The organism is Amnibacterium setariae (assembly GCF_003581425.1).
GTDB classification, from domain to species: Bacteria; Actinomycetota; Actinomycetes; order Actinomycetales; family Microbacteriaceae; genus Amnibacterium; species Amnibacterium setariae.
This window is the reverse complement of sequence record NZ_QXTG01000001.1, coordinates 87,968-111,779: the sequence shown is the minus strand read 5'-3', so window position 1 is coordinate 111,779 and position 23,812 is coordinate 87,968. Positions and strand designations below refer to the sequence as shown.

General features: G+C 75.3%; 27 protein-coding genes and 1 tRNA gene. 14 read left to right on the top strand and 14 right to left on the bottom strand.

Annotated elements, in window-relative coordinates; genetic code table 11:
- Positions 1–110: 110 nt before the first annotated feature.
- A complete protein-coding gene (locus D1781_RS17380) occupies positions 111–374 on the bottom strand; it encodes a hypothetical protein (RefSeq protein WP_158589949.1) in 264 nt (87 codons plus the stop codon).
- Positions 375–556: 182 nt separating this feature from the next.
- Here D1781_RS17380 and D1781_RS00575 point away from each other — a divergent pair, with 182 nt between their 5' ends.
- Both D1781_RS00575 and D1781_RS00570 read left to right on the top strand, forming a co-directional pair.
- Positions 557–1,804, top strand: a complete 1,248-nt coding sequence (locus D1781_RS00575; RefSeq protein ID WP_119480368.1) for an MFS transporter — start codon at positions 557–559, stop codon at positions 1,802–1,804.
- A gap of 39 nt (positions 1,805–1,843) precedes the next feature.
- A tRNA-Ser gene (locus D1781_RS00570) sits at positions 1,844–1,928 on the top strand.
- Between the two features lie 324 nt (positions 1,929–2,252).
- Here D1781_RS00570 and D1781_RS00565 read toward each other — a convergent pair.
- Positions 2,253–2,642 carry a DUF1304 family protein gene (locus tag D1781_RS00565; protein ID WP_119480367.1) on the bottom strand — a complete coding sequence of 130 codons (390 nt, stop codon included), beginning with the start codon at positions 2,640–2,642 and terminating at the stop codon, positions 2,253–2,255.
- The gene (locus D1781_RS00560) at positions 2,639–3,094 is read right to left on the bottom strand and encodes an SRPBCC family protein (protein ID WP_119480366.1); all 456 of its coding nucleotides are present in this window, start codon (positions 3,092–3,094) and stop codon (positions 2,639–2,641) included. Before D1781_RS00560 ends, D1781_RS00565 begins: the two co-directional genes overlap by 4 nt.
- 86 nt (positions 3,095–3,180) lie before the next feature.
- Between D1781_RS00560 and D1781_RS18100 the strand changes: the two genes are divergently transcribed.
- Positions 3,181–3,780: a TetR/AcrR family transcriptional regulator gene (locus tag D1781_RS18100; protein ID WP_325048764.1), complete on the top strand. Its 600-nt coding sequence runs from the start codon at positions 3,181–3,183 to the stop codon at positions 3,778–3,780.
- 116 nt (positions 3,781–3,896) lie between these two features.
- A complete protein-coding gene (locus D1781_RS00550) occupies positions 3,897–4,790 on the top strand; it encodes a LacI family DNA-binding transcriptional regulator (RefSeq protein ID WP_119480364.1) in 894 nt (297 codons plus the stop codon).
- 4 nt (positions 4,791–4,794) lie between these two features.
- Here D1781_RS00550 and D1781_RS18015 read toward each other — a convergent pair whose 3' ends face one another.
- The 4 genes from D1781_RS18015 to D1781_RS00535 all read right to left on the bottom strand — a co-directional run bounded on the left by D1781_RS18015 (position 4,795) and on the right by D1781_RS00535 (position 7,004).
- The gene (locus D1781_RS18015) at positions 4,795–4,920 is read right to left on the bottom strand and encodes a hypothetical protein (RefSeq protein WP_267899772.1); all 126 of its coding nucleotides are present in this window, start codon (positions 4,918–4,920) and stop codon (positions 4,795–4,797) included.
- Positions 4,921–5,172: 252 nt separating this feature from the next.
- Complete coding sequence (locus D1781_RS00545; RefSeq protein WP_119480363.1) at positions 5,173–5,751, bottom strand: TetR/AcrR family transcriptional regulator; 579 nt, start codon at positions 5,749–5,751, stop codon at positions 5,173–5,175.
- Positions 5,744–6,574, bottom strand: a complete 831-nt coding sequence (locus D1781_RS00540; protein WP_119480362.1) for an alpha/beta fold hydrolase — start codon at positions 6,572–6,574, stop codon at positions 5,744–5,746. Before D1781_RS00540 ends, D1781_RS00545 begins: the two co-directional genes overlap by 8 nt.
- Positions 6,575–6,638: 64 nt before the next feature.
- Positions 6,639–7,004: a VOC family protein gene (locus D1781_RS00535; protein WP_119480361.1), complete on the bottom strand. Its 366-nt coding sequence runs from the start codon at positions 7,002–7,004 to the stop codon at positions 6,639–6,641.
- A gap of 68 nt (positions 7,005–7,072) precedes the next feature.
- On the opposite strand from D1781_RS00535, the gene D1781_RS00530 reads away from it, so the two are divergent.
- Positions 7,073–7,516 (top strand): MarR family winged helix-turn-helix transcriptional regulator, encoded by a 444-nt coding sequence (locus tag D1781_RS00530; RefSeq protein WP_119480360.1) that lies wholly within the window; start codon positions 7,073–7,075, stop codon positions 7,514–7,516.
- A gap of 91 nt (positions 7,517–7,607) precedes the next feature.
- On the opposite strand, the gene D1781_RS00525 is transcribed toward D1781_RS00530, so the two are convergent.
- Entirely contained in the window at positions 7,608–9,440 is a 1,833-nt protein-coding gene (locus tag D1781_RS00525) for a glycoside hydrolase family 2 protein (RefSeq protein WP_119481640.1), read from the bottom strand.
- Positions 9,441–9,568: 128 nt separating this feature from the next.
- Here D1781_RS00525 and D1781_RS00520 point away from each other — a divergent pair, with 128 nt between their 5' ends.
- Positions 9,569–12,607, top strand: coding sequence for an alpha-mannosidase (locus D1781_RS00520; protein WP_233550858.1), 3,039 nt, complete (start codon positions 9,569–9,571; stop codon positions 12,605–12,607).
- On the top strand, positions 12,604–13,194 hold the full coding sequence (locus D1781_RS00515) for an AAA family ATPase (protein WP_119480359.1): 591 nt from the start codon (positions 12,604–12,606) through the stop codon (positions 13,192–13,194). Before D1781_RS00520 ends, D1781_RS00515 begins: the two co-directional genes overlap by 4 nt.
- Here the strand turns inward: D1781_RS00515 and D1781_RS00510 are convergent.
- Together D1781_RS00510 and D1781_RS00505 are read right to left on the bottom strand one after the other, a co-directional pair.
- Entirely contained in the window at positions 13,169–13,495 is a 327-nt protein-coding gene (locus D1781_RS00510) for a hypothetical protein (RefSeq protein ID WP_119480358.1), read from the bottom strand. The two genes, D1781_RS00515 and D1781_RS00510, sit on opposite strands and share 26 nt — an antisense overlap.
- Complete coding sequence (locus D1781_RS00505) at positions 13,492–14,145, bottom strand: DJ-1/PfpI family protein (protein ID WP_119480357.1); 654 nt, start codon at positions 14,143–14,145, stop codon at positions 13,492–13,494. The genes D1781_RS00510 and D1781_RS00505 overlap by 4 nt, the downstream gene beginning before the upstream one ends.
- A gap of 113 nt (positions 14,146–14,258) precedes the next feature.
- On the opposite strand from D1781_RS00505, the gene D1781_RS00500 reads away from it, so the two are divergent.
- The 4 genes from D1781_RS00500 (at position 14,259) to D1781_RS00485 (ending at position 18,102) form a co-directional block, all read left to right on the top strand.
- Positions 14,259–15,206 carry a GlxA family transcriptional regulator gene (locus D1781_RS00500; RefSeq protein WP_119480356.1) on the top strand — a complete coding sequence of 316 codons (948 nt, stop codon included), beginning with the start codon at positions 14,259–14,261 and terminating at the stop codon, positions 15,204–15,206.
- 104 nt (positions 15,207–15,310) lie between these two features.
- The gene (locus D1781_RS00495) at positions 15,311–15,928 is read left to right on the top strand and encodes an aggregation-promoting factor C-terminal-like domain-containing protein (RefSeq protein ID WP_119480355.1); all 618 of its coding nucleotides are present in this window, start codon (positions 15,311–15,313) and stop codon (positions 15,926–15,928) included.
- Positions 15,929–16,021: 93 nt separating this feature from the next.
- Entirely contained in the window at positions 16,022–17,026 is a 1,005-nt protein-coding gene (locus D1781_RS00490) for an NADP-dependent oxidoreductase (protein WP_119480354.1), read from the top strand.
- A 131-nt stretch (positions 17,027–17,157) separates the two neighbouring features.
- Complete coding sequence (locus D1781_RS00485; protein ID WP_119480353.1) at positions 17,158–18,102, top strand: ferritin-like domain-containing protein; 945 nt, start codon at positions 17,158–17,160, stop codon at positions 18,100–18,102.
- A gap of 73 nt (positions 18,103–18,175) precedes the next feature.
- Here the strand turns inward: D1781_RS00485 and D1781_RS00480 are convergent, their stop codons facing one another.
- Entirely contained in the window at positions 18,176–18,529 is a 354-nt protein-coding gene (locus D1781_RS00480) for a DUF7882 family protein (protein WP_199706318.1), read from the bottom strand.
- A 92-nt stretch (positions 18,530–18,621) separates the two neighbouring features.
- Positions 18,622–19,107, bottom strand: a complete 486-nt coding sequence (locus D1781_RS00475) for a hypothetical protein (RefSeq protein WP_119480352.1) — start codon at positions 19,105–19,107, stop codon at positions 18,622–18,624.
- A 331-nt stretch (positions 19,108–19,438) separates the two neighbouring features.
- On the opposite strand from D1781_RS00475, the gene D1781_RS00470 reads away from it, so the two are divergent.
- The gene (locus tag D1781_RS00470; RefSeq protein WP_119480351.1) at positions 19,439–20,299 is read left to right on the top strand and encodes an SMP-30/gluconolactonase/LRE family protein; all 861 of its coding nucleotides are present in this window, start codon (positions 19,439–19,441) and stop codon (positions 20,297–20,299) included.
- Between the two features lie 10 nt (positions 20,300–20,309).
- Here D1781_RS00470 and D1781_RS00465 read toward each other — a convergent pair whose 3' ends face one another.
- Together D1781_RS00465 and D1781_RS00460 are read right to left on the bottom strand one after the other, a co-directional pair.
- The gene (locus tag D1781_RS00465) at positions 20,310–21,335 is read right to left on the bottom strand and encodes a Gfo/Idh/MocA family protein (RefSeq protein ID WP_119480350.1); all 1,026 of its coding nucleotides are present in this window, start codon (positions 21,333–21,335) and stop codon (positions 20,310–20,312) included.
- A 74-nt stretch (positions 21,336–21,409) separates the two neighbouring features.
- The gene (locus D1781_RS00460) at positions 21,410–22,636 is read right to left on the bottom strand and encodes a D-arabinono-1,4-lactone oxidase (RefSeq protein WP_119480349.1); all 1,227 of its coding nucleotides are present in this window, start codon (positions 22,634–22,636) and stop codon (positions 21,410–21,412) included.
- A 20-nt stretch (positions 22,637–22,656) separates the two neighbouring features.
- Between D1781_RS00460 and D1781_RS00455 the strand changes: the two genes are divergently transcribed.
- Together D1781_RS00455 and D1781_RS00450 are read left to right on the top strand one after the other, a co-directional pair.
- Positions 22,657–23,190 (top strand): GNAT family N-acetyltransferase, encoded by a 534-nt coding sequence (locus D1781_RS00455; RefSeq protein ID WP_119480348.1) that lies wholly within the window; start codon positions 22,657–22,659, stop codon positions 23,188–23,190.
- A 68-nt stretch (positions 23,191–23,258) separates the two neighbouring features.
- A complete protein-coding gene (locus D1781_RS00450) occupies positions 23,259–23,789 on the top strand; it encodes a DUF4396 domain-containing protein (RefSeq protein WP_119480347.1) in 531 nt (176 codons plus the stop codon).
- The last annotated feature ends 23 nt before the right edge of the window (positions 23,790–23,812 follow it).

Sequence of the window (23,812 nt, the reverse complement as noted above, 5' to 3'; positions counted from 1 at the left end):
CCGTCGCGCGGTACTCCGACCGCGCCGCGCGGTACTCCGACCGTCCCGCGGCAGGTAGACCTACCGCGGGACGGTGCAGGTACCGCGCGACGCGTCCGCCGCGCGGGCCCTCACCGCGTGAGCAGGAGGAAGTGCAGCGCGAGGCCGCCCGCGAAGAGCGCCGCGGCCCCGGTGGTGACGAGCAGCGACGTCCGCGTGGTGCGTCGCGCGGCCGCGTCCCGGCCGTAGACGTGGGCGCGCACGGACGTCCGGTTCGCGTCCTCGATCACCCGGCGCACCTCCGGGTCGCCGCGGTCGAGCCGCCCGGCCGCGTCCTGCGCACGGATGCGCTGCGCCTCCTCGGGCGTCATGCGGACCTGTCGGCGCGGAGCCACGGCCCCATCCTGCGCCTCCCCGATCCCGGTCGGCAGGGACGGGCTCGAACCCGGTGCGAAGGGGGGCGCGCGGTCCGCGGGCATACGCGGGCGGGTCGTGCGGTTGCGGCCATCCGAGCCGATGCGGGCGTGGTCGTCCGCGGGCACGTCGCCGGCCGACGACCGCCGACGTCTGGAGCCCCATGACCGCCGATCTCGATGCAGCCGCACCCCGCACGATGAGCGACCGGCGGGGGTGGGTCGCGGTGCTCTCCGTGGCCCTCGGCTCCTTCGTGCTGGTGCTGTCCGAGTTCCTGCCCATCGGCCTCCTCCCGGCGATCGCCGCCGACCTGCACATCGGTGTCGGCACGGCCGGGCTGATGGTGGTCGTCACCGCGCTCACCGGCGCGATCGGCGCACCGGTCGTCACCGTGCTCACCTCGCGCGTGGACCGGCGGATCGTCCTGTGGTCGCTCGTGTCCCTGCTCGTCGTCGCGGACGTGCTCGGCGCGCTCGCGCCGAGCTTCGCCGTGCTGCTCGTCGCGCGCATGCTGCTCGGGCTCTGCATCGGCGGGTTCTGGGCGCTCGGCGCCGGCATCGCCGGCCGGCTGGTCCGGGGAAGCGCCGTCATCCGCGCCACGTCGGTCATCACCGGCGGCGTCTCCGTCGCGACCGTCGTGAGCCTCCCGCTCGGCGCGCTCGTCTCCGCGGTCGCGACCTGGCGGCTCGCCTTCCTGATCGGCGCCGCGCTCGGCGTGGTGGCGCTCGTGCTGCAGCTCGTGCTCCTGCCGCGGATCCCCTCGCTGCAGCGGGTCCGGTTCGGCACGCTGGGGGAGCTGCTCCGCGTCCCGCGCGCCCGCATCGGGCTGATCGCGACCGGGCTCGCGTTCATCGCGCAGTTCTCGGCCTACACCTACGTGGCGCCCTACCTCGAGGACCTCGTGCGGGTCTCTCCGACCGTGGTGACGATCGCCCTCCTCGCCTTCGGCGTCGCGGGGATCGCCGGCAACTTCGTCGCGGGCGTCACGCTGAGCCGCAGCGTGACCGGCACGCTCGCCGTCACGAAGATCGTGCTCGCGCTCGCCGTCGTCGCGCTGCCCCTCCTCGCCTGGTCGCTGCCCGGCGTCCTGGTGCTGCTCGTCGTCTGGGGCTTCGTGTGGGGCGCGCTGCCGCTCGGCCTGCAGACCTGGATGTCGAAGGCCGCGCCCTCGGCGTCGGACGGCAGCCTCGCGCTGTTCGTGAGCACGATCCAGATCGCGATCTCGCTCGGCTCGGTCGTGGGCGGTGTGGGCGTCGGCGCGTTCGGCATCGCGTTCGACTTCTACCTCGCCGGCGGCATCGCGGTGGTGGCGCTGCTCGTGCTGGTCTCGCTCGGGCGCGCACGGGTCCCGGCCCGGGTGCAGGCGCCCGGCCCGGCGCCGGCCTCGTGCCCCGCTCCCGGCGCCTGCTGACCGCCGATCGCCGACGACGGCGGTATCGTCTGGGGCCCTGGAGGGCTGTCCGAGCGGCCGAAGGATCCGGTCTTGAAAACCGGCAGGCAGCAATGCCTCGTGGGTTCGAATCCCACGCCCTCCGCTCGCCGAGCCGCAGAGGATCGTCGAGCGGTCGGCGCGGCCGGCCCCGTCGTCCTGTGCGCTCCCCGCGCGGACGCGCCCACCGCACGCGGCTCCTCCTGTCGAGGGAGTGTCCAGATCGCGCAGGACGCGCACCGTCCACCGCCTACCCGCTCATGGCGGAGGCGGGATCGAGATGATCGGGCGTCCGACGTGTGCGGAGTCGGCAGGGGTGCAGATCAGCGCCGTGGTCCGGCAGGCCGGGGACGGTGCGGCACGACCCGGCGAATGGTCCGCGCGCTGCGACGGCTGCGGCGCGGAGTGGGCGTTCTCCGACTGAGCGGGCTCACGCGCTGAGCGCGACGACGCAGGCCACTGCCGGCAGTGCCTGAGCGAGGAAGCCCGGGACGCGCTCGCGTCGCCGGTCGACGGCGAGCAGTGCGAGGGCCGCGGCGACCATCGCGGATCCGGAGGCGAGCAGCAGCGACTGGGCGACGGTCGTGGAGCCCAGCGCGAGGGCGACCAGGCCTGCGGCCGCGATCGCGGCGAGCAGGAGGTTGTAGACGCCCTGGTGGTGCGCCCAGAGCCGCACGGCCTCGGCGTGGGCCTCGGGCACCTCGAGCATGCGACGGGTGCCGTCCCGCCCGAAGAGCAGGCTCTCGACGACGAACATCCCGGCATGCGAGGCCGCGGCGATCGCGCCGGCGATGCCCGCGGCCACGAGCGCGACGGTCACTGCGGTGCGAGGGTCGCGTGGTGGCGGGCGAGGACCGGGGGTACGCCCTCGCTCAGCATCGTGCGACGCACGCCGCCGAGCAGCCGGGACATCGCGAAGCCGCCGGGACCGGTGAAGCCGGTGTGGCTCCAGGTGAAGCGGGTGCCCCCGGGGGTCGCCTCGAGCCGGTACGTCACGTCGGTGACGGCGCCGGCGTCCTCCTCGCCCCTCCACGTGTAGCGCAGCAGCTCGGGCGCCCGCACCTCGAGCACCTCGCAGTAGACGACGCCCGCCCAGCCCATCGTGGGCTTCCCCACGAAGCGGAACCGCCGGCCGACCTCCGGAGCGAAGTCCTCCGGACGCCCGCCCCGGCCGGTGGTGGTCCACTGCGCGACCCAGCCGGGGTCGGTCAGGACGTGCCAGACCTCCTCGATCGCGTACGGGTAGTCCCGGGTGATCGTGTACTCGCTCATGCGTGCTCCTCCGTCGATGCGGTCGACCGGCAACCTACCTACCGTTAGGTAGATGCGTCAAGCCTACCGACCGGTAGGCTCCCGGCGTGGTGGAACGGATGATCGGCGCGCGCCGGCGCGACGGGGCGGAGACCCGGCAGGAGGCGCTGCGCGTCGCGCTCGACCTCTTCACGGAGCAGGGGTACGAGGCGACGTCCCTCCGGCAGATCGCCGACGCGCTCGGCATCAACAAGGCCTCGCTCTACTACCACTTCCCGAACAAGGAGGCGATCCTGCGGTCGGTGTTCGAGCGGCGCGGCTCGGAGGCCGCCGAGCTGCTCGCGTGGGCGGAGCGCCAGCCGCGCAGCCCCGAGCTGATCCGCGAGGCCGTGCTGCGGTGGGTCGACTCGTTCTCCGCGGAGAAGCTGCAGGGGATCCGCTTCCTCCGCGGCAACCCCTTCATCGGCCGGGCCCTGGCCGACGCGGAGGGGGATCGCATCGGCGACCCCCTGGGCCGGTTGAGCGACCTGCTCGTCGGTCTGCTGCCCGAGCCGGACGGCGCGGACGCCGTGCTCGTCCGGATGGCCCTCCTCAGCATCAACGCCGCAGTCGAGGCGGCCGTCGGCGCCGATGTGCCCGACACGGACGTCATCGCCGCCGCCCGCGCGGCCGCCGACGCCCTGGTACGGGAGGTCCTCGCCCGCTGAGCTCCTGCGGGCGGACGCGCGCGGCCGCCGATGGGCCTCCGCGAACCATTGACTCGCTACGCTCGCCCCGCGCCGCCGCTGGACGATCAGCCCGCAGGCCGAACGAGGAGAGCCACGTGCCGCGAGTCGAGATCGCTGTGCCGTTCCAGGACAACTGGTACTTCGACGCCATGACGGAGGGGATCGCCGCCCGGCTGCAGGAGGTCGATCCGACCTGCACGGTCTCGATCCTCGCCGAGCGGCCCGGCGCGCCCGGCCGCGCCGTCGTCGCCGACCGGTTCGACGAGGTGCTCGCCGACGAGGACTGCGTCGGTGCGATCGCGATCGGGTTCGAGTTCAAGGGGCCGCAGGTCCCGCGCCTGACCGCGCACGGGAAGCCGGTCGTCGTGATCGGCGGCTGGTGCGACGGCCTGCCGAGCGTCACCGTGGACGACGAGCGCGTGGCCCGCGAGGCGACGCAGCACCTCCTCGACCTCGGGCACACGACCATCACGCACCTCGCCGGATACGCGCTGTCGCCCGACGACTTCACGATGCGGACCGACCGGGTCCGCGGGTACAGCGAGGCGATGCGCGAGGCGGGCCTCGACGAGCACTCCCACGTCGTGCCCTGCGAGTTCACGCACGAGGCCGCGTACCGCGCCGCCAAGGAGCTGCTGTCCGACCCGGTGCGACCGACCGCGGTCTTCGCCGTCGCCGACGAGCTCGCCTTCGCGGTGCTGGAGGCCGCCGGGGACCTCGGGCTCGAGGTCCCCCGCGACCTGAGCGTCGTCGGCGTCGACGACCACCGGGACGCCGCGAGCCGGGGGCTGACGACCTTCCGGCAGGACCCCGCCGTGGTGGGCGGCGCCGCGGTCGACCGGCTGCTCGGGCGCACGGAGGCGGACCACCAGGTCCTTCGGTGCGACCTCGTGGAGCGCGAGACCACCGCCGCGCCCCGGACGCCGGAGGCGCCGCGCCGCTCGGTGCTCGACCGGCTGCTGCGCCGCCGTTCGCCGGCCGTCGGCTAGGGGGTCAGTGGTCGGCGAGGGCGAGCATCACGGACGCTCGGACCGCGCCGCCGTCGCTCAACTCGGCGACCGCGTCGAGGAACTCCACGCCGTCGCCGTCACCGCTGACGACGTACGTCCAGCTCGCCACGTTCCTGCACAGCTCGCAGCACGACATCGTGCGCCTCCTCGACCCGTCCGACCCTCCTCGGAGTCGAGCACGGTGCGACGCGGGCGGTCAAGCCGGGAGGCGGACGCTTGACACCGGCAGTCGCAGGTGCAGGCCGAGGAGCGCTGTCGAGCGGGTCCATGCCCACCGGAGCATGTCGGGAGGATCGATCGCGGTGTCCTGCTTCCGCGGACGGCCCGGACGGCGCTCCGGCGCCCCGGGCCGTCCCGGTGCTCACCCCGGACGGCCGCCCGTCCCCTGCTCCACGGTGCGCGCGAAGCCCTCGATCAGCCGGTCGAAGCTGCGGTCCACGTCCGCGCGGAAGCGGAACCCGCCCGCCGCCTCGAGGCTGACGAAGCCGTGCAGCATGGCGCGGAAGCCGCGGATCGCGTCGATCGCGTCGTCGTCCCGCAGCCCGTAGCCGGCGAGCACGTCCGCGATCAGGTCGACGATCGCGGCGGCGCTCGCCTCGTGCTCGGCGTCGTCGGGCGCCGGCATGAGCTGCGCGGCCTCGTACCGTCCCGGGTGCTCGAGCGCCCAGCCGCGGTACGCCCCGGCCATCGCGACGAGGGCCTCGCGGCCGGACCGGCCCACTGCCGCCCGGGTCAGCACCTCGAGCAGCTGCCGCTGCGCGACGATCGAGATCCCGCGGCGCAGGCCCGCGAGCGAGTCGATGTGCTTGTAGAGCGACGGCTGCCGGACGCCGACGCGTTCGGCGAGGCCGGCGAGCACGACCCCGCCGAGCCCGGTCTCGTCGGCCATGACGGCCGCCGCCTCCACGACGCGGCCGGGGCTGAGGCCCGCCCTAGCCACGGGGGAGCGCCTCCGCGAGGAACGGGAGCACGGCGGCCGCGCTCGCCTCCGGCTGCTGCGCCTGCGGGTAGTGGCCGGCGTCCTCGATCAGCACGACGGGGGCGTGCAGGGCCTCGCCGATCCAGCGGGCCTCGCCGGCGGGGTCGCGGAAGTCGGGGTCCCGATCGCCCATGACGACGAGCGCGGGCGCGGTCACGCGGGGCAGCGCCGCCTCGGCGGGCGCGTGGTCCGTCTGCCGGGTCGTCGCGGAGAACGCCCTCCCGTACGACAGGCGGCGGAGGGCGGTGTGCACCGCGCGACGGTACTCGGCGAAGTCGACCGGCTTCCGCCCGGCGTAGAGCACCGGCATGTAGGCCTTCCAGACCGGGGCGATCCAGGCGGGCGCGGTCATGGCTCGGAAGAGCGCCGCCGTGAAGCGGCCGACGGGCGGGTTCCGCACGAAGGGGCCGACCAGCGCGAGCCCGGCGATCAGCTCCGGGTGCTCCGCCGCCGCGATCACCGCCGAGCCGGCCGCCAGGGAGTTGCCCACGACGACCGCCGGGCCGCCGAGCTCCGCGATCAGGGCGACGACGTCCCCGGCGGTCGCCTCGTCGCCGTAGGCGCTGAACCCGGTGTCGCTGTCGCCGTGGCCGCGCAGGTCCGTCGAGACGACCCGGTAGCCCGCCGCGACGAGCTCCGGCGCGAGGAAGCGGTAGGACGACCGCAGCTCGCCCATGCCGGGCACGAGGACGACGAGCGGCCCGTCGCCGCGCACGTCGTAGGCGACCCTCCCCTCCGAGCGGTCGAGGAAGCGGGTGTCGGTGCTCGAGGCGGTCGCGTTCATGGTGGCTACTGTAAACAGCCGTCCGGCTATTAGCAATAGCCGAACAGGAGCTCGGTCGGCTCGATCAACCCCGGTCGTGCAGCGTGACGCGGTAGCCGTCCGGGTCCGCGAACGTGAACGTGCGGCCGAACGGCCCGTCGGCGGGCGGGGTGACGATCGGGACGCCCTGCGCGACCAGGTCGTCGTGGATCGCCTGCGCGTCCGGCGCGAGGAGCCACAGCGCGACCCCGCCGCTCGGCTCGGGCGTCGCGTCGAGGTCGAAACCGGCCACGGCCTCGCGGACCGCGAACGCGATCGGCGAGGTGGCGAACACCACGGCGTGCGGCGGTCCGGGCTGCCGCACGAGCCCGAGCCGCTGCTCGTAGAACGCGGCGGAGCGCTCGAGGTCGCGGACCTGGATGGAGACGAAGTCGGGGCCGGTGACCGGCATGGGGTCCTCCTCGGGACGGTTTAAATGTCAGGAACCTGACATGGAGGAGGCTATGTCAGAATCCTGACATGAGTCAAGCCGGGCCGGCCGTCGACCTCGACACCTCCGTCGGGTACCGCCTGAAGCAGGCGACCGCGGTGCTCCACGCGGCCATGGAGGACGTGCTGCGCCCGCTCGGGCTGAGCATCACCCAGTACTCGACGCTCGAGCTGCTCGCGCAGCGGCCCGGGATGTCGAGCGCCGGCCTCGCACGGGGCGCCTTCGTCACGCGCCAGTCGATGAGCCTCGTGCTGCAGGGCCTCGAGTCGGGCGGCCTCGTCGTGAAGCAGGAGCGGCCCTCGGTCGGCCGCGTGCTGCCCGTGGAGCTGACCGCCGCCGGCCGGGAGCGGTTGGCCGCGGCCAGCGCGGCCGTCCGCTCGGTCGAGGACCGCATGCGGTCCGGCTTCGACGACGGCGACGCGCGCCGGCTCGCGGCGCTGCTCGACCGCTGCGTCGAGGGCCTCCGCGGCTGACGCGCCCGGTCGTGCGACGCCGAGCGGCTGATGCGACGCCGCGCGCCGTCGCACGAGCCGCGGAGCGGTGCACGAGGGCGCGGCGCATCGATCAGGAGCCGAGGATCGCCGCCCGGATGCGCTCGATCGGCGCCTTCGGCTCGCGGTCCGCGGTGAGCAGGCCGTTCGTCTCCTGCAGCGTGTCGGTCAGCTGCGTCCAGCAGGAGCCCGCGAGGAAGGCGCTCGCGCGGACGCCGTCGTAGAGGGCCGTGATCCGGCGGATCCAGTCGTCCTCGTCGGCCGCCTCCGTGTAGCCCCAGCCCTCCTCGTGCGGCCGGTCCGGCTGGTAGCGGACGCCGCCGAACTCGGTGAGCATGACCGGCTGCCCCTCGTCGACGGCGCCGCCCACGAGGATGCGGCGGCCGGCGGGGCCGATCCCCGCGAGGAGCCGCGTCCGCGCCGCGTCGTCGGCGTACGTGGCGGCGAGGCGCTCGCCGTCGCCCTCGTAGTCGTGCACGGTGACGATGTCGGAGCCCGGGTGCTCCCACCCGTCGTTCGAGACGACCGGCCGGGTCGGGTCGAGGGCCCGCGTGACCTCCGCGAGCGCCCGCGCGTACGCCTGCTGCGCCGGCTCGTGCGCGACGTGCTGGACGCCCCACGACTCGTTCAGCGGCACCCACGTGACGATCGAGGGGTGGGAGGCGTCCCGCTCGACGACGTCCACCCACTCGCGCACCAGGCGCTGCACCGCGAGCGGCGAGAAGGCGTAGGCGTTCGCCGTCTCGCCCCACACGAGCAGGCCGAGCCGGTCGGCCCAGAACAGGAAGCGCGGGTCCTCGACCTTCTGGTGGATGCGGGCGGCGTTGAAGCCGAGCGCCTTGATCAGCTCGACCTCCCGGCGCAGCGCGGCCGGGGAGGGCGCGGCGAGGTGCGACTCGGGCCAGTAGCCCTGCTCGAGCACCGAGCGGACGTCGACCGGTCGGTCGTTCAGGAGGAACGCGCCGCGGTCGACGGCGACGGTGCGGAGGCCGAAGTAGGAGGCGACCGCGTCGAGCCGGCGTCCGTCGGCGGTGCGCAGCTCGACCACCGCGTCGATCAGCCGCGGCTGGTCCGGGCTCCAGAGCAGCTCCTCCTCCGCCTGGCCGTTCGCCTGCCGCGCGACCGGCACGAGCAGGTCGACCGACCGGGCGTGCGGCGGGACCGCCGTCTCGAGCGCGCCGAGGTCCTCGTCGCCGTCGGTCCAGCGCAGGGCGACGGCGACGCGGGCCCCCTCCGGGACGGCGCCGCGGAACCGCACGGTCAGCCCCGTCGTCGCGGCGTCGCGGTTCGTCCAGCGCAGGTGCTCGACCGCCGCGTCGGGCACGGCCTCCAGCCACACCGGCTGCCAGATCCCCGTCGTGCGGCGGTACCAGATCGCGTGGGGCCGCTCCTGCCAGTCCTGCTTGCCGCGCGGCTGGGACACGTCGTGCGGGTCGTCCTCGGCCCGCACGACGAGCAGGTGCTCCCCGCCGCCCGCGAGGTGCCCGGTGACGTCGAACGTGAACGGCGTCTGCCCGCCCTCGTGCTCGCCGACGAGCGCCCCGTCGATCCACACCGTCGCCCGGTGGTCGACGGCGCCGAAGTGGAGCAGCACCCGCGGGTTCTCGGGCGACAGGCCGGCCGCGTCGAGGTCGGCCTGGGCGAGGGTCCGGGCGTACCAGACGACCGGGTGGAAGCCGGGCTCGTCGATGCCCGAGGCGCTCGACTCGGGCGGGAACGGCACCGTGATCGTCCGCGGCTCCGGCAGCCCGTGCGACCAGCGCGCCGACCCGCCGTCGTCGTGCCGGAACGACCACGGCCCGGACAGGTCCCGCCAGTGCGCCCGCAGCGCCTGCGGCCGCGGGTGCGTGCCGTCCTGCAGCGTGGCGGTCGGAAGGGCGTCGGGTCCGGAGGGGGCGGCGGTCACGCCGAGCACGCTACGACGCGGACGTCGGCGCCGTCCGAGCCCGTCGCGGACGGCCAGGTCGCCGCGGTCCGGTGCGGCGATACTGCAGAGCGCCCGACGACGAGCGTCCGGGCGGGAACGGGGTCCGCGTGCGCATCCGTCTGACCGAGACCGACCACCGCGACCTGCCGCGCGCCGTCGACCGGGTGCGGCGCATCCTCGAGGAGCGCGTCGGACCCGCGGTGGTGCGCGCCGCCGCTCCGGTCGAGGTGTCGGCCTGGCACGCGCCGGGCGAGCCGGTGCCGTTCGCGGAGGCGGTCCGCGCCGAGTACGCGCCCTTCGCCGTCGGCACCCCCTGGGGCGCGCCGTGGAGCACCACGTGGTTCCGCCTCCGCGGTGCCGCGCCCGCGGCGCCGGCGCCCGGGCTGCGCGCCGAGCTGCTCGTCGACCTCGGGTTCTCGGCCGGCGCGCCCGGTTTCCAGGCCGAGGGCCTGCTCTACACCCCGGACGGCGTGCCCGTCGAGGGGCTCGCGCCCCGCCGGCACTCGGTGCCGGGCGCCATCGCGGCGGACGGGTCGGTCGACGTCCTGCTCGAGGCCGCGGCGAACCCGGACGTGCTCCGCGACCTCTCGTTCGCGCCGACGCCCCTCGGCGAGCGCGCGACGGCCGGCCTGGAGCCCCTGTACGTGCTGCGGCGCGCGGACGTCGTGCTGGTGGACCTCGAGGTCCGCGGCCTCGAGGCCGATCTCGTCGTGCTCGCGGAGCTCGCGTCCGCGCTCCCGGAGGACTCGACGCGCCGCGCCCGGATCCTCGTCGCGCTCGACGCGGCCTGCGCCGCGCTCGACCTCGACGACGTCGCGGGCACCGCGGCCCGGGCGCGCGCGGTCCTCGCCCCGGCGCTCGCGAGCCCGGCCGTCCCCTCCGCGCAGGCCATCACCGCGGTGGGGCACGCGCACATCGACTCGGCGTGGCTGTGGCCGATCCGCGAGACGCGGCGGAAGGTCGCGCGGACGATCGCGAACGTGCTCGCGCTGATGGACGAGGACCCCGGGTTCGTCTACGCGATGTCGTCCGCGCAGCAGTACGCGTGGCTGGAGGAGGACCAGCCCGCGCTGTTCGCCCGGCTCGCCGAGCGCGTGCGGGAGGGCCGGTTCGTCCCGGTAGGCGGCATGTGGGTGGAGTCGGACACGAACCTGCCGGGCGGGGAGGCGCTCGCGCGGCAGTTCGTGGCGGGCACGCGCTGGTTCCGCGACCGGTTCGGCGTCGACGGCGAGGGCGTCTGGCTGCCGGACTCCTTCGGCTACACGGCGGCGCTGCCGCAGATCGCGCGGCTCGCGGGCAAGCGGTGGCTGCTGACGCAGAAGGCGTCCTGGAACGACACCAACCGCATCCCGCACCACACCTTCTCGTGGGAGGGGCTCGACGGCACGAGGCTGTTCACCCACTTCCCGCCGGTCGACACGTACAACGCCGACGGCTCCGTGCCGGAGCTGCTGCACTCGGAGCGGAACTTCGCGGACGCGGCGGTCGCGACCCGCGCCCTCCTGCCGTTCGGGCACGGCGACGGAGGCGGCGGCCCGACGCGGGAGATGCTGCTGCGCCTCGCGCGGGCGCGGTCGCTCGAGGGCGTCCCGACCGTGGAGATCGGGACGCCGCAGGCCTTCTACCGGGCGGCGGAGGAGGAGCTGACCGAGCCCGCGGTCTGGGCCGGCGAGCTGTACCTCGAGCTGCACCGCGGCACCTACACGAGCCAGCGACGGACGAAGCAGGGCAATCGCCGCAACGAGCACCTGCTCCGCGAGGCCGAGCTGTGGGCCGCGACCGCCGCGATCCGGGTCGCGGCGCCGTACCCCGCCGTCGCGCTCGAGCGGCTCTGGCGGCACGTGCTGCTGCTCCAGTTCCACGACATCCTCCCGGGCTCCGCGATCGCCTGGGTGCACCGCGAGGCGGTCGCCGACCACGCCGCGATCACGGCGGAGCTGGAGGCGCTGATCGCGTCGAGCCTCGCCGCGCTCGCCGGCGAGGGCGACGCCCTGCTGCTCGCGAACGCCGCACCCGACCCGCGCCGGGGCGTCGCGGCGCTCGGCGTCGGCGCACCGACCCCTCCCCGGTCGGGCGCGGTCACCGCCGACGGGAGCGGGTTCGTGCTCGAGGACGAGGCGGTCCGGGCGGTCGTCGACGCGGAGGGGATGCTCGTCTCCCTCGTGCACCGCGCGAGCGGCCGGGAGACGGTGCCGCCCGGCACCCGCGGGAACCGGTTCCAGCTGCACGAGGACCACCCGGTCCGGTGGGACGCGTGGGACGTCGACCGCGAGTACCGCGCGACGGCGGTCGACCTCGACGGCCCGGCCGAGGTCCGCGCCGACGGCGACGCGGTCGTGGTCGTCCGTCGGTTCGGCCGCTCCTCCCTCGAGCAGCGGCTGCGGCTCGTCCCGGGCGGCGAGCTCCGCATCGAGACGACGGTCGACTGGCAGGAGCGCGAGAAGCTGCTCAAGCTGGCGTTCCCCGTCGACGTGCGCGCCGAGCGCGTGGCGTCGGAGGTGCAGTTCGGGCACGTCGAGCGCGCGACGCACGCGAACACCTCGTGGGACGCGGCCCGGTTCGAGACCAGCCAGCACCGCTGGCAGCACCTCGGGGAGCCGGGCTTCGGCGTCGCGGTCGTGAACGACTCCGTCTACGGCTCGGACACCACGCGGATCCGGCGGGAGGGCGGCGGGACCGCGTCCCTGCTGCGGCTCTCGATCCTCCGCGCGGCCCGCTTCCCCGACCCGGAGCAGGACCGCGGCGCGCACCGCTTCGCCGTCGGCCTGCTGCCCGGTGCGCGCGTCGTCGACGCGGTCGCCGCCGGCTACCGGATCAACCTCCTCGAGCGGACCGTCCGCGGCGGCGGCGCGGTCGAGCCCCTGCTCGCGGTCGAGGGGGAGGGCGTCGTGGTGGAGTCGGTGAAGCTCGCGGAGGACGGCGACGGCGACATCGTCGTCCGGCTGTACGAGGCGCTCGGCCGGTCGACGGAGGCCGCGGTCGTGCTCGGCGTCGCGCACGAGGGCGTCGAGGAGGTCGACCTCCTCGAGGACCCCCTCGCCCCGTCCGCGCTCGTCGGCGTCGACGGGGGCCGCGCCCGGCTCCGTCTCCGACCGTTCCGGATCGTGACGCTGCGGGTGCGGCGCCCGCACGGGCGGCGCGCGTGACGGACGGCGAGGAGCACGGCGGGTCGTGGCTGGTGCTCGTCGTCGGCAGACCGGCTTCGGGCAAGACCACCGTCTCGCGGCTGCTCGCCGACCGTCTCGGGATCCCGCGCATCGCGAAGGACGACCTGAAGGAGATCCTCTTCGACGAGCTCGGCGGCGGGGATCGGGACTGGTCGGTGCGGCTCGGGCGCGCCTCGTTCGCCCTGCTCGGCTACGCGCTCGAGCGGCAGCTCACCGCGGGCGGCGCGGTCGTCGTCGACGCGAACTACGACCCCCGCGTCGAGGACGCGGTGCTCCGGTCGTGGCAGCGCCGGTACGGCTTCCGGGCCCTGCAGCTGCACTGCCGGGCGGGCGACGACGAGCTGGTGCGCCGGTTCGCGGCCCGCGCCGGTGACGGCTCCCGGCACGCCGGCCACGGCGACGCCGCGCAGGTCGACGCGTTCCGGGCCGTGCTGGGCGACGGCCGACCGGAGGTGCTCGACCTCGACGGCGTGGTCCTCGAGGTCGACACCGAGCGACCCGGCGCCGTGGACGCGGCGCTCGCCGAGGCGGACGCCCTCCTCACCGCTCGATCCGCCGGCCGGTGACGGCCGAGCGGGGCAGCCGTCCCGCCCGCGAGGTGCCCGTCATGACGTCGCCGGTGACGACGACGTCGAAGCGGAGGTCGAGCCGAATCGGCTTCGTGATCGACTGGTCCCAGGTGACGTGCTCGCCCTCCGGGGCGGGGTCCGTCCGCACGTCGCGCAGCGGGACCGTCTCCGCCCGGCCCGTGGCCGTGCCGCCGATTCCGTCGCCGTCGTCGACGAACGTCAGCTCCGCCTCGATGCGGCCGATGGGCGTGCGCATCGTGAGCGCCCAGCGCCCCGGCAGCGCGCTCGCGCCGCTCATGCCGGCACCGGGACGGCACCGGAGGCGCGCCAGACGACGCCGCGCCGCTCGTACTCGAACAGCCGCTCCACGGCGTGCGCGACCCGCGGTCCGTAGCAGCGCTCGAGCAGGTGGAGTCCGAGGTCGAGGCCGGAGGTGACCCCGCCGGCGGTCACGAGGTCGCCGTCGTCCACGACCCGCGCGGGCACGACCTCGACGCCGGTCGCCTCGAGCACGTCGTTCCCGAGGCGGTGGGTCACCGCCCGGCGGCCCTCGAGCAGGCCCGCCATCGCGAGGGCCAGCGAGCCGCCGCAGACCGCGGCGACGACCACGTCGGGTGCGGCGAAGGCGCGCCGCACGAGGTCCGGCAGCGCGGTCCCCGCGGTCCGCGCGAGCAGCACCGGGACCGTGTCGACCTCGTCCGGGTCGCCCTCGACGGGGCCGGAGGCGCCGGGGACCAGCACGATCCCCGGCTCCTCGGGCCGGAGCACGTCGGTCGCCTCGAGCCGGAGCCCCCGCGTCCCGCTCGTCACAGGGCCGGGGCCGTCGACGCCGACGAGCCGCACCTCCAGCGCGCCGCCGACCGCGTCGGACCCGGCGCACAGCACCTCGAACGGTGCGACGACGTCGAGCGGGTCGAACCCCTCGAACAGGACGATCTGAGCCAGCACGGGGCTCCTCCCTCTTCCTCGGGCACCGACGCTAGGCATCGGGCCGGAGCCGCACGAGTGGCCGATCAGCCGTTGTACGCCACGATCCCGCCACCGCGTCGTACGGTCGAGGGGTGCACACCGTGGCGGTCCTCGCGCTCGACGACGTGATCGCGTTCGACCTGGCGACGCCGATCGAGGTGTTCGGCCGCACGACGGCCCCGGACGGCGCGCCCGCCTACGAGGTGCTCGTCGCGGGGCCACGACCCACGGCCGCGGCGGGCCCGACGACGCTGACCGTCCCGCACGGCCTCGACCGCCTCGTCGCCGCGGACACGGTGGTCGTGCCCGGGCGCACGGACCCGACGACGCCGGTGGACCCCGCCGCGGCGGACGCGGTGCGGGCGGCCGCGGCGCGGGGCGCCCGCATCGCGTCGATCTGCGTCGGGGCCCTCGACCTCGCCGCGACCGGGCTGCTGGACGGGCTGCGCGCGACCACGCACTGGCGGGCGGCCGCTCTGCTCGCCGCGCGGCACCCGGCCGTGACCGTGGACCGGACCGCGCTGTTCGTCGACAACGGGCGGGTGCTCACCTCCGCGGGCGCGGCTGCCGGCCTCGACCTCTGCCTCCACATGATCGCCCGGGACCTCGGCGGTGCGGCGGCCGCGGAGGCCGCCCGGACCGCCGTCGTGCCCCTGACCCGGGAGGCGGACCAGGCGCAGTACGTGCGGGACGACGAGCTCGGCGCCACCGGGCTGACCGCGACGCTCGCGTGGATCGAGGCGCACGCCGCCGAGCCGCTCACGGTCGCGCGGATCGCTGAGACCGCGGCGGTCAGCGTCCGCACGCTGAACCGGCGGTTCGCCGACGAGGTCGGCGTGGCGCCGAGCGCCTGGCTCTCCCGGGCCCGGGTGCGGCGCGCGCAGCACCTGCTGGAGACGACCGACTGGCCCGTCGACCGCGTGGCGGCCGAGTCCGGGCTCGGCTCGGCGACGAACCTCCGAGCGCGCTTCGGGGAGGTCGTCGGCACGAGCCCGAGCCGGTACCGGGCCGCGATGGGAACGGCGCAGCGCCACCGCTGACGCGGCGCCCGCGCGCCACCGCTGACGCGGCGCCCGCGCGCCGCCGGGAGGGGGCGGGCGCGCGCCGATACCCTCCACGCGACCGCACGACCGGGGGAGGCGCCATGCGAGGGGACACCGCCCCGCCCGTGCGCGGTCGTCGCGCGGCCCGCGGCCCGCGTCGGCGGACGCTGCTCAGCCTGCTCGCGATCGCCGCGTGCGCGGGCATCGCGCTCGTCAGCGTCACCGACCCCTACGCCGGGGCGACGGCCTCCTCGTTCTACCGGCAGCCCGCGGTCGCCCAGCACCCGGCGGCCGTGCAGCGCTTCTCGATCGACGGCGGCACCGTGCTCGTCGCGCTGAAGCGCGACCGGTTCACCACGCAGGTGCTCGGCTCGTCCGGCGCCGCCGACGTCGTCATGCCCAGCGGACCCGTCGCGCCCGCGTCGACGGCCCAGGCCTTCGCCGCCGGGATCGTCGCCCAGAAGGGGTGGGCGGGCAGCGAGTTCAGCTGCCTCGTCAGCCTCTGGAACCGCGAGTCCGGCTGGAACGCGCACGCGGCGAACCCGAGCGGCGCCTACGGCATCCCGCAGGCCCTGCCCGGCAGCAAGATGGGCGTCGGGGGCGGCGACTGGCAGAACGACTACCGCGTCCAGATCCGCTGGGGCATCGGCTACATCGCGGGCCGCTACGGCAGCCCGTGCGGCGCCTGGGCGCACTCCCAGGCCGTCGGCTCCTACTGACGACCGGCCGGCGGGCGGCCGGAAGCCCCCGTCCGCTTCGAGGTGGCAGAGCCCTCCGGCAGGGCGCGGGAGTCGAGCCCTACCGTCACGATCATGCGCGCCAAGACGGCTCTCGTCGCCTCCTTCGACGACTACGGCACGGTCGACCGTCTGTCGATCGAGACGGTCCCGAGGCCGGAGCCCGGCCCCGGCGAGGTCCTCGTGCAGGTCGTCGCCTCCGGGGTGAGCCACATGGACGCCTACGTCCGCGAGGGCCGCTTCCGCGACGCGCTGCCGCTGTCGCTGCCCTCGCGCCAGGGCGTCAGCTTCGCGGGCATCGTGCGGGCCGTCGGCCCGGGCGTGCGCGGCGTCGCCGTCGGTGCAGAGGTGCTCGGGCACGACCCCGCGCACGGCGCGCACGCCACCCACCTCGTCGTCGACGCCGGCGCGGTCGTGCGCCGGCCGCCGCGGATGCCGTGGGAGGTCGCCGGCGCCCTCTACCTCGTCGGGCTCACCGCGTACACGCTGGTGCAGGAGCTGCGGCTCCACGACGGCGACGTGGTGCTCGTCTCCGCCGCGGCAGGCGGCGTCGGCCACATCGAGTGCCAGCTCGCCCGCCTCGCCGGCGCGCGCGTGATCGGGATCGCGGGTCGGGAGAACCACGACTACCTCCGCTCGATCGGCGTGCGGCCCGTCGCGTACGGCGACGACCTCGAGGAGGAGATCCGTCGCGCCGCGGAGGGCCGCGACGTCACGGCCCTGCTCGACAACTACGGCGACTACGACGCCCTCGCCCGGCGGCTCGGGATCGCTCCCGAGCGGATCCGCACGAGCGACCGGCGCCGTGAGGTCGAGATCGGGCTCTGGACCGCGGGGCCCGACCGCGGGATCGCCACCCGCCTCGCGGACGTGGCCGAGCTCGTCGCCGAGTGGAACCTGCGGGTGCTGGTGTCGGGGTTCTACCCCTTCATCAGCCTCGCGGAGGCGCTCACCGACCTGGACGCGCGCCACAGCCGCGGCGTGGTCGTCGTCGGCATGGACACCACCGCGCCGCCGCGCGAGTACCTGAAGCAGAAGCTCCGCGCCCGCTACGAGCAGCCCGCCGTCGACCGCGCCTGACGGCGCCGCGTGCGGATCCCGGCCCGCGGGGCACGGATCCGGGCCGAGCGGCAACCGCTCGGCGGCAGTGCTCCGGATCCGTGGTGGTCGGCGACGACGGGTCGCCCGATGCATCCGGATGGAGAACTTCGATGTTCGACAAGGAATTCATCGCCGGCGCGATCGCGCGCTCGAGCGAGACGGCGGTCGACCGCCGCCGCCTGCTGACCCTCACCGGCCTCGCCGGCGCGGGTGCGGCAGCCGCCATGGTCGCCGGCCCGGCGGGTGCGGCCAGTGCCGCGACCGAGTCGGCCGCCTCGAACGGCGTGAGCGACGGTGCGGTCCTCAACTTCGCGCTGAACCTCGAGTACCTCGAGGCCGAGTTCTACCACCGGGCCGTCTACGGCACCGGGCTGCCGGAGAAGCTCACCGGCGGCAAGGGCGAGCGCGGCGGCGTGACCGGCGGCCGCAAGGTCCGCTTCAAGAGCAAGCGGCTCGCGTCCTACGCCAAGGAGATCGCGGGCGACGAGTACAACCACGTCGCCTTCCTCCGCTCCGCGCTCGGCAGCGCCGCGGTCGCCCGCCCGGCGATCTCGCTCGACGGCGCCTTCCGCGCCGCCGCGAAGGCCGCCGGCCTCGGCAGCGGCTTCGACCCGTACGCGAACGAGACGAACTTCCTGCTCGCCGCGTTCGTGTTCGAGGACGTGGGCGTCACGGCCTACAAGGGCGCCGCGCCGCTCATCACGAACAAGACCTACCTCGAGGCGGCCGCCGGCATCCTCGCGGTGGAGGCGTACCACGCCGCCACGATCCGCTCGTCGCTCTACGAGATGGGCAAGCCGGCGCAGCGCGCGGCGAACGCGATCTCCGACGCGCGCGACTCGCTCGACGGCAAGCGCGACGACGACCAGCACATCACGATGAACGGCGGCAAGGACGCGAACATCGTCCCGGCGAACCGCTTCAGCGTGGCCTACAGCCGCACCCCGGGCGAGGTCCTGAACGTGGTCTACCTGACCCCGAAGGCCGCGACGAGGGGCGGGTTCTTCCCGAAGGGCGTCAACGGCGCCGTCAACGCCTCCACCTCGGAGTCCTGATCCACACGTCCTGACCCGCACGTGCCCGGGCGGCGCCGACGACGGCGCCGCCCGGGCACGCCGCCGCACCGCGTCAGTTCAGGACGCGGTGCGCTGCAGCGGGCCGGCGGCTCGCGCCGACCGCCTTGACCAGCACGCCTTCGACGTCGGTCACGATCAGCCCGCGGGGGCTCTCCGCGGAGCGGGACAGGCGGTCGATCCACTCCTGGTCGATCACGGGCACCCGCGACCCGGCGAACGTGAAGAAGATCGGCGTCGTGGGCGTGAGCCACATCGCGCTCCGCCCGTCACCGATGGCCGGCGAGTCCGCCCAGGACATCGGGAACGACTCGCCGCGGCGGAACTTCTGCATGATGACGACCTGCAGGTGGGTCAGGGTGCGGTCGTCGAACTCGACGGTCGCACCGACGTACGTCAAGGTGCCCATGTCGCGCCCTCCTCGGCCGAGGGTATGCCCGGCGGTCCGTTCCGCGCAGACCCTGTGCGGATTCCGCAGACCCCGTCCAGGGTGAGCGCTGCTCAGCGGATGAGCAGAGCGCGCAGCGCCGGCAGCATCGTCGCGAGCACGGTCCGATCGGCGCCCGCCGCGGCGCCCAGCCGCACGCCCGTCGCGTCCTCGAACAGCAGCGTGATCGTGCAGCCCGCGGGCAGGCCGTCGCCGTCGTAGACGAAGCCGTCGACCTCGATCGCGTTCAGGAGCCGGAGCGGGCGCAGCTTCACGGTCGGCTCCGGGTCGTCGCCGCCCGCGGACCAGGGCGTCGTCACCACCGCGAGCACCGACGCGGTCAGCACGCGGACCTCGAGCTCGGCCGTGTCCGCGAGCCCCGGATAGGCGACCGTCTCGATCCAGCGGGGCGTCTCCTCGACCGCGAAGGCCAGCGCGTGCGCGAACCGCAGCAGCGCCCGGCGGTCGAACTGCGGATCCGGGCCGCCCGTCCAGCGAGGGTCGCTCGCCTCGACGGCACGCACCGCGGCGTCGTACCCGAACCCGTGCTGCTGCGCCACCGGCGCACCTCCTGGAGTGGTCCGGGGCCGCCAGGTCGGAGCCGGATGTGCAGCGAGTCTGCCTCCTGTTGCGCGCAGTGCACACCCCCTTGCGCACACCTGCGTGCTGCACGGCGGTGCTGGGAAGGCGAGGGGGTGCACCGCCGCGGAGCACGGATGCGCCGTCGGAGCACGGGTGGGGGACAGCAGGACGGACGGGGGCACCGCGCCGGCGGTGGTCCGGGAGGCGGGGCGGGACCGTCCGACCGGCGCTGAGGGCGCGGACCGGCGGCGACTCGGCCGACGTGCACGTCGGAGCGCGGAGGATGTCCCGCATGAGCAGGAGATCGAGGTGAGCCGCGCCGAGCGGGTGACGGACGCCGTCGCCTTCCACGGCGAGGGGCCGTACTGGGACGACGAGCGGGCGCGCCTGCTCCTCGTCGACATGCTGGAGGGCGCGGTCGTCGAGCTGGGCGAGGACCTCCGGCCGACCCGGCACGAGTACGGCGGCATCGCCGCAGTCGTCCGTCGAAGGGCCTCCGGCGGGTTCGTGCTCGCGGTCGAGCGCGGGTTCCGGATGCTCGGTGAGGACCTGGAGCCGCAGGACGAGGAGGTCCGCGTCCTCGACGATCCCGCGATCCGCATGAACGAGGGCGGCTGCGACCCGCAGGGGCGGCTCTACGTCGGCACGATGGCGTACGACACGACGCCCGGGGCCGGCACGCTCTACCGGCTCGACCCGGACCGGTCGGTGCACACGGTGCTCACCGGCGTGACGATCTCGAACGGTCTCCAGTGGTCGGCGGACGGCACGACGGCGTTCTACAACGACACCCCGACCGACCGCGTCTCCCGCTTCGCGTTCGACCCCGTGGCCGGCGCGCTCGGCGAGCGGGCGACCGTCGCGACGATCGAGGAGGGCGCCGGGCACCCCGACGGCATGGCGATCGACGCCGAGGGCGGCCTGTGGATCGCCCTCTGGGGCGGGTCCGCCGTGCGGCGGTACGACCAGGACGGCGGGCTGACCGAGGTGGTCGACCTGCCGTGCCGCAACGTGACGGCGTGCACGTTCGGCGGCCCGGACCGGTCGACCCTCTACATCACGACGTCGCGCGACGGCCTGCCCGAGGGCGAGGTCGAGGCCGAGGCGGGCTCGGTCTTCGCGCTCGAGCCCGGCGTCGCCGGCGCGGTGCCGTACCGCTGGGCCGGCTGACCGGCCGGGCTCAGCCCGCGAGCACCGCGGCGCGGGCGCCGTCGATGACCCGCATCACCTGCACGACCTCCGCGTGCGGGTGGAGCGGCGACTCGAGGCGCCCCTCCGCGACGTAGGAGGCGAAGGCGGTCGCCTGGTACCCGAGGCCGTCGTGCAGCACGTCGAAGGCCTCGTCCCGCCACTCGGCGGTGTCGTCGGAGTCGAAGCCGCCGCGCGTGACGACGATCCCGCTCGGCCCGAAGAAGGGGCTCAGCAGGCGCGCCCGGCCGGCCGAGCCGACGACCTGCGCCTGCACGGGCAGCGCGGCGACGAGCGAGGTGGTCAGCAGGGCGGCGGTGTCGTCGCGACCGGTGGCGAGGAGGGTCGCGCTGCTGTCGACGCCGTTCTCCGTCGTGCCGACCGCGGACGTCAGGGCGAGCGGGCCGATCACCGACGAGGCGAACGAGATCGGGTAGACGCCCGCGTCGAGCAGGGCGCCGCCGCCCAGCTCGGGGGCCCAGAGGCGGTGCGACCGGTCGTCCGGCGCGACGAAGCCGAAGTCCGCGATGACGGTCCGCAGGTCGCCGAGCACGCCGTCGGCGACCACCTGCCGGAGGATCGAGGACTGCGGCAGGTAGCGCGTCCACATCGCCTCCATCACGAGCACGCCCGCCTCGCGCCCGGCGGCGAGGATCTCCTCCGCCTCCTCGGCCGACATCGCGATCGGCTTCTCGACGAGCACGTGCTTGCCGGCCGCGATCGCGGCGAGCGCCTGCTCGCGGTGCAGCGGGTGCGGGGTCGAGACGTAGACGACGTCGACGTCGGGCGAGGACACGAGCGCCTCGACGGACGGCAGCACCGCCGCGATCCCGTGCTGCTGCGCGAACCGGGCCGTCTTCTCCGCGTCGCGCGCGGTGACCGCCACGGCGCGCTGCGCGGTGTGGGCGTGGATCGCGCCGACGAACCGGTCCGCGATGCCCGTGCCGATCACGCCCCAGCGCAGCGCCGGCACCGAGTCGATCGGGATGAGCTCGGGTTCGGGCAGCGGGAACGGCATCGTCGACCTCTTCCGGGGCGGCTCGTCCGGCCCCGCTCGACCCTAGCCGCCGGTCGCTGCGCGGTCCCGGGACCTCAGGGGCCGAGGACCTCGGCGAGGAAGGCGTTGGTGAAGACCCGCTCCGGGTCCGCCGCGTGGCGCAGCGCGAGGAAGTCGTCCCAGTGCGGGTACAGCGTCCGCAGCCGCTCCCCGCGGACGGCGAAGAGCTTCGCCCAGTGCGGCCGGGCGCCGAGCGGCAGCAGGCGCTCCTCGATGCGGGGCAGCAGGGGGAGCACCAGGTCGGGCTCGTCCTTCCAGGTGAACCCGATCGACAGCACGTCCGCGCCCGCCGCGGCGGAGAGCCACAGGTCGTCCGCCGCGACGGTGCGCAGCTCCGTCACGTGCAGCGCGGGGTCGATGTCGGCGCCGATCCCGCGGAGCGACCGCAGCGCCTCGCGCGCCGCCTCGCGGGGCACGAAGTACTCGCTCTGCAGCTCCTCCCCGACGCTCGGCACCGCGGCGAGGCGGAAGTGGGGGAGGCGGTCCCACGACGGCCCCCAGGTGCCGACCTCGGTGTTCTTCGTCGCCGCGCCGATGTCGGCCGGGTCGCGCGGGCTCGGGGCGGCGCCGAAGAAGGGGCCGTCCCAGCCGTCGCGGGTGCGGGACTTCACGAGCGCGCCGCGCACGTCGCCGGTGTACTTCGTGAAGAGGCTCACGGAGTAGGCCGCGGCGAAGACCTCGTCGAGGTGCGCCTCCGCCTCGGCCCACGGCATCGCGTCGAACGCGTCCTGCCGCACCGCGAACGCGGGCTCGACGGCGACGGTGATCCGGGTCACGACGCCGAGCGCGCCGTAGGACAGCACCGCGCCGGCGAGCTCCCCTCCCTCGTACCGCCGCGCCGCGCCGCCGGGCCCCACGACCTCGAGCCCGCGGACGAGCGTCGCGAGCATGCCGAGCCCGTCGCCGGAGCCGTGGGTCGCCGTCGCGACCGCGCCGCCGAGGGAGATGTGCGGCAGGGAGGGCAGGTTCGCGATCGCCCAGCCCTGCTCGTCGAGCAGCCGGCCGAGGTCGCCGAGCCGGATCGCGGAGCCGACGGTCGCCGTCCAGGCCGCAGCGTCCACCACGAGGTCGGGCGCGACGCGGTCGAGGGCGACGAGGAGGCCGTCCGTGTCGGCGCAGGGCGTGAACGAGTGCCGGGTGCCGAGCGCGTGCACGCGGGTCGCGGCGGCGACCGTCTCCTGCAGCTCCTCGACGGAGCCGGGGTGGGCGACCGGCGCGCTGTAGACGAGGTTCCGGGCCCAGTTGCGTTCGACGTCGACCACGCCCGTACCGTAGTCCGCCGATGGACGAGGACGACCGGATCCTTCTGCCGGCCGGCGCGGTGCTGCGGCCCGTCGGCCCGGACGAGTGGACCGTGGTGGCGTGGCTGTGGCAGGCCTTCCGGCAGGACCTGTCCCCTGTGGTCGAGGGGCTGCCGTACGCGGACGGCCGCTACGGGGCCAGGCCGCTCGAGCGGTTCCCCTCCGCGGACGCGGTCGGGCACCTCGTCTGGCGGCCGCACCCGAACACGGGAGAGCAGGCGCCCGTCGGGTTCGCGCTCGTGGACGGGCTGGAGGGGGAGCGCCGCACGATCACCGGGTTCTGGATCGCGCCTCCGCTGCGGCGCACCGGCCTCGGCGCCGCCGTCGCGCTCGCGGTGCTGGGCCGCCACCCGGGCCCGTGGGAGATCGCCTTCCAGCACGCGAACCCCGTTGCCGGCGCGTTCTGGCGGCGCGTCGCCGACGCGGCGTTCGGGCCGGACGGCTGGACCGAGACGGAGGAGCCCGTGCCGGGGCGGCCGCAGGCGCCGTCGGACCACTTCATCCGATCGAGGTGAGCAGGAGGCGTGACCCGGGTACCCCAGGGGGGGTGTGCACAGGTACCCCTGGGGGGTATAACGGAGCCATGGACCACGCAGGGCACCAGCAGCACGTCGACCACGCAGGGCACCTCGAGCACGCCGCGGGGGCCCGGGGCGCCGGGCCCGTCGGCACCACCTGGCGCGCGGCGGCCCAGGCGACCCTGCACTGCCTCACGGGCTGCGCGATCGGGGAGGTGCTCGGGATGGTGATCGGCACGGCGCTCGGCCTGCCGAACCCGGCCGTGATCGTCCTGTCGGTCGTGCTCGCGTTCGTCTTCGGCTACGGCCTGACGACCCGCGGCGTCGTGGTCGCGGGCGTGCCGCTCGCGCAGGCGCTCCGCATCGCGCTCGCCGCGGACACCGTGTCGATCGCGGTCATGGAGGTGGTCGACAACACGGTGGTCGCCGCGATCCCGGGCGCCATGGACGCGACGCTCGCCGACCTGCTGTTCTGGGCGTCGCTCGCGCTGTCGCTCGCGATCGCCTTCGTGGTCGCGCTGCCGGTCAACCGCTGGATGATCTCGCGCGGCCTCGGCCACGCCGTCGTGCACGCCCACCACGCCCGTCACGCCTGAGAGCCGGCCGGGCAGGCTCCGAG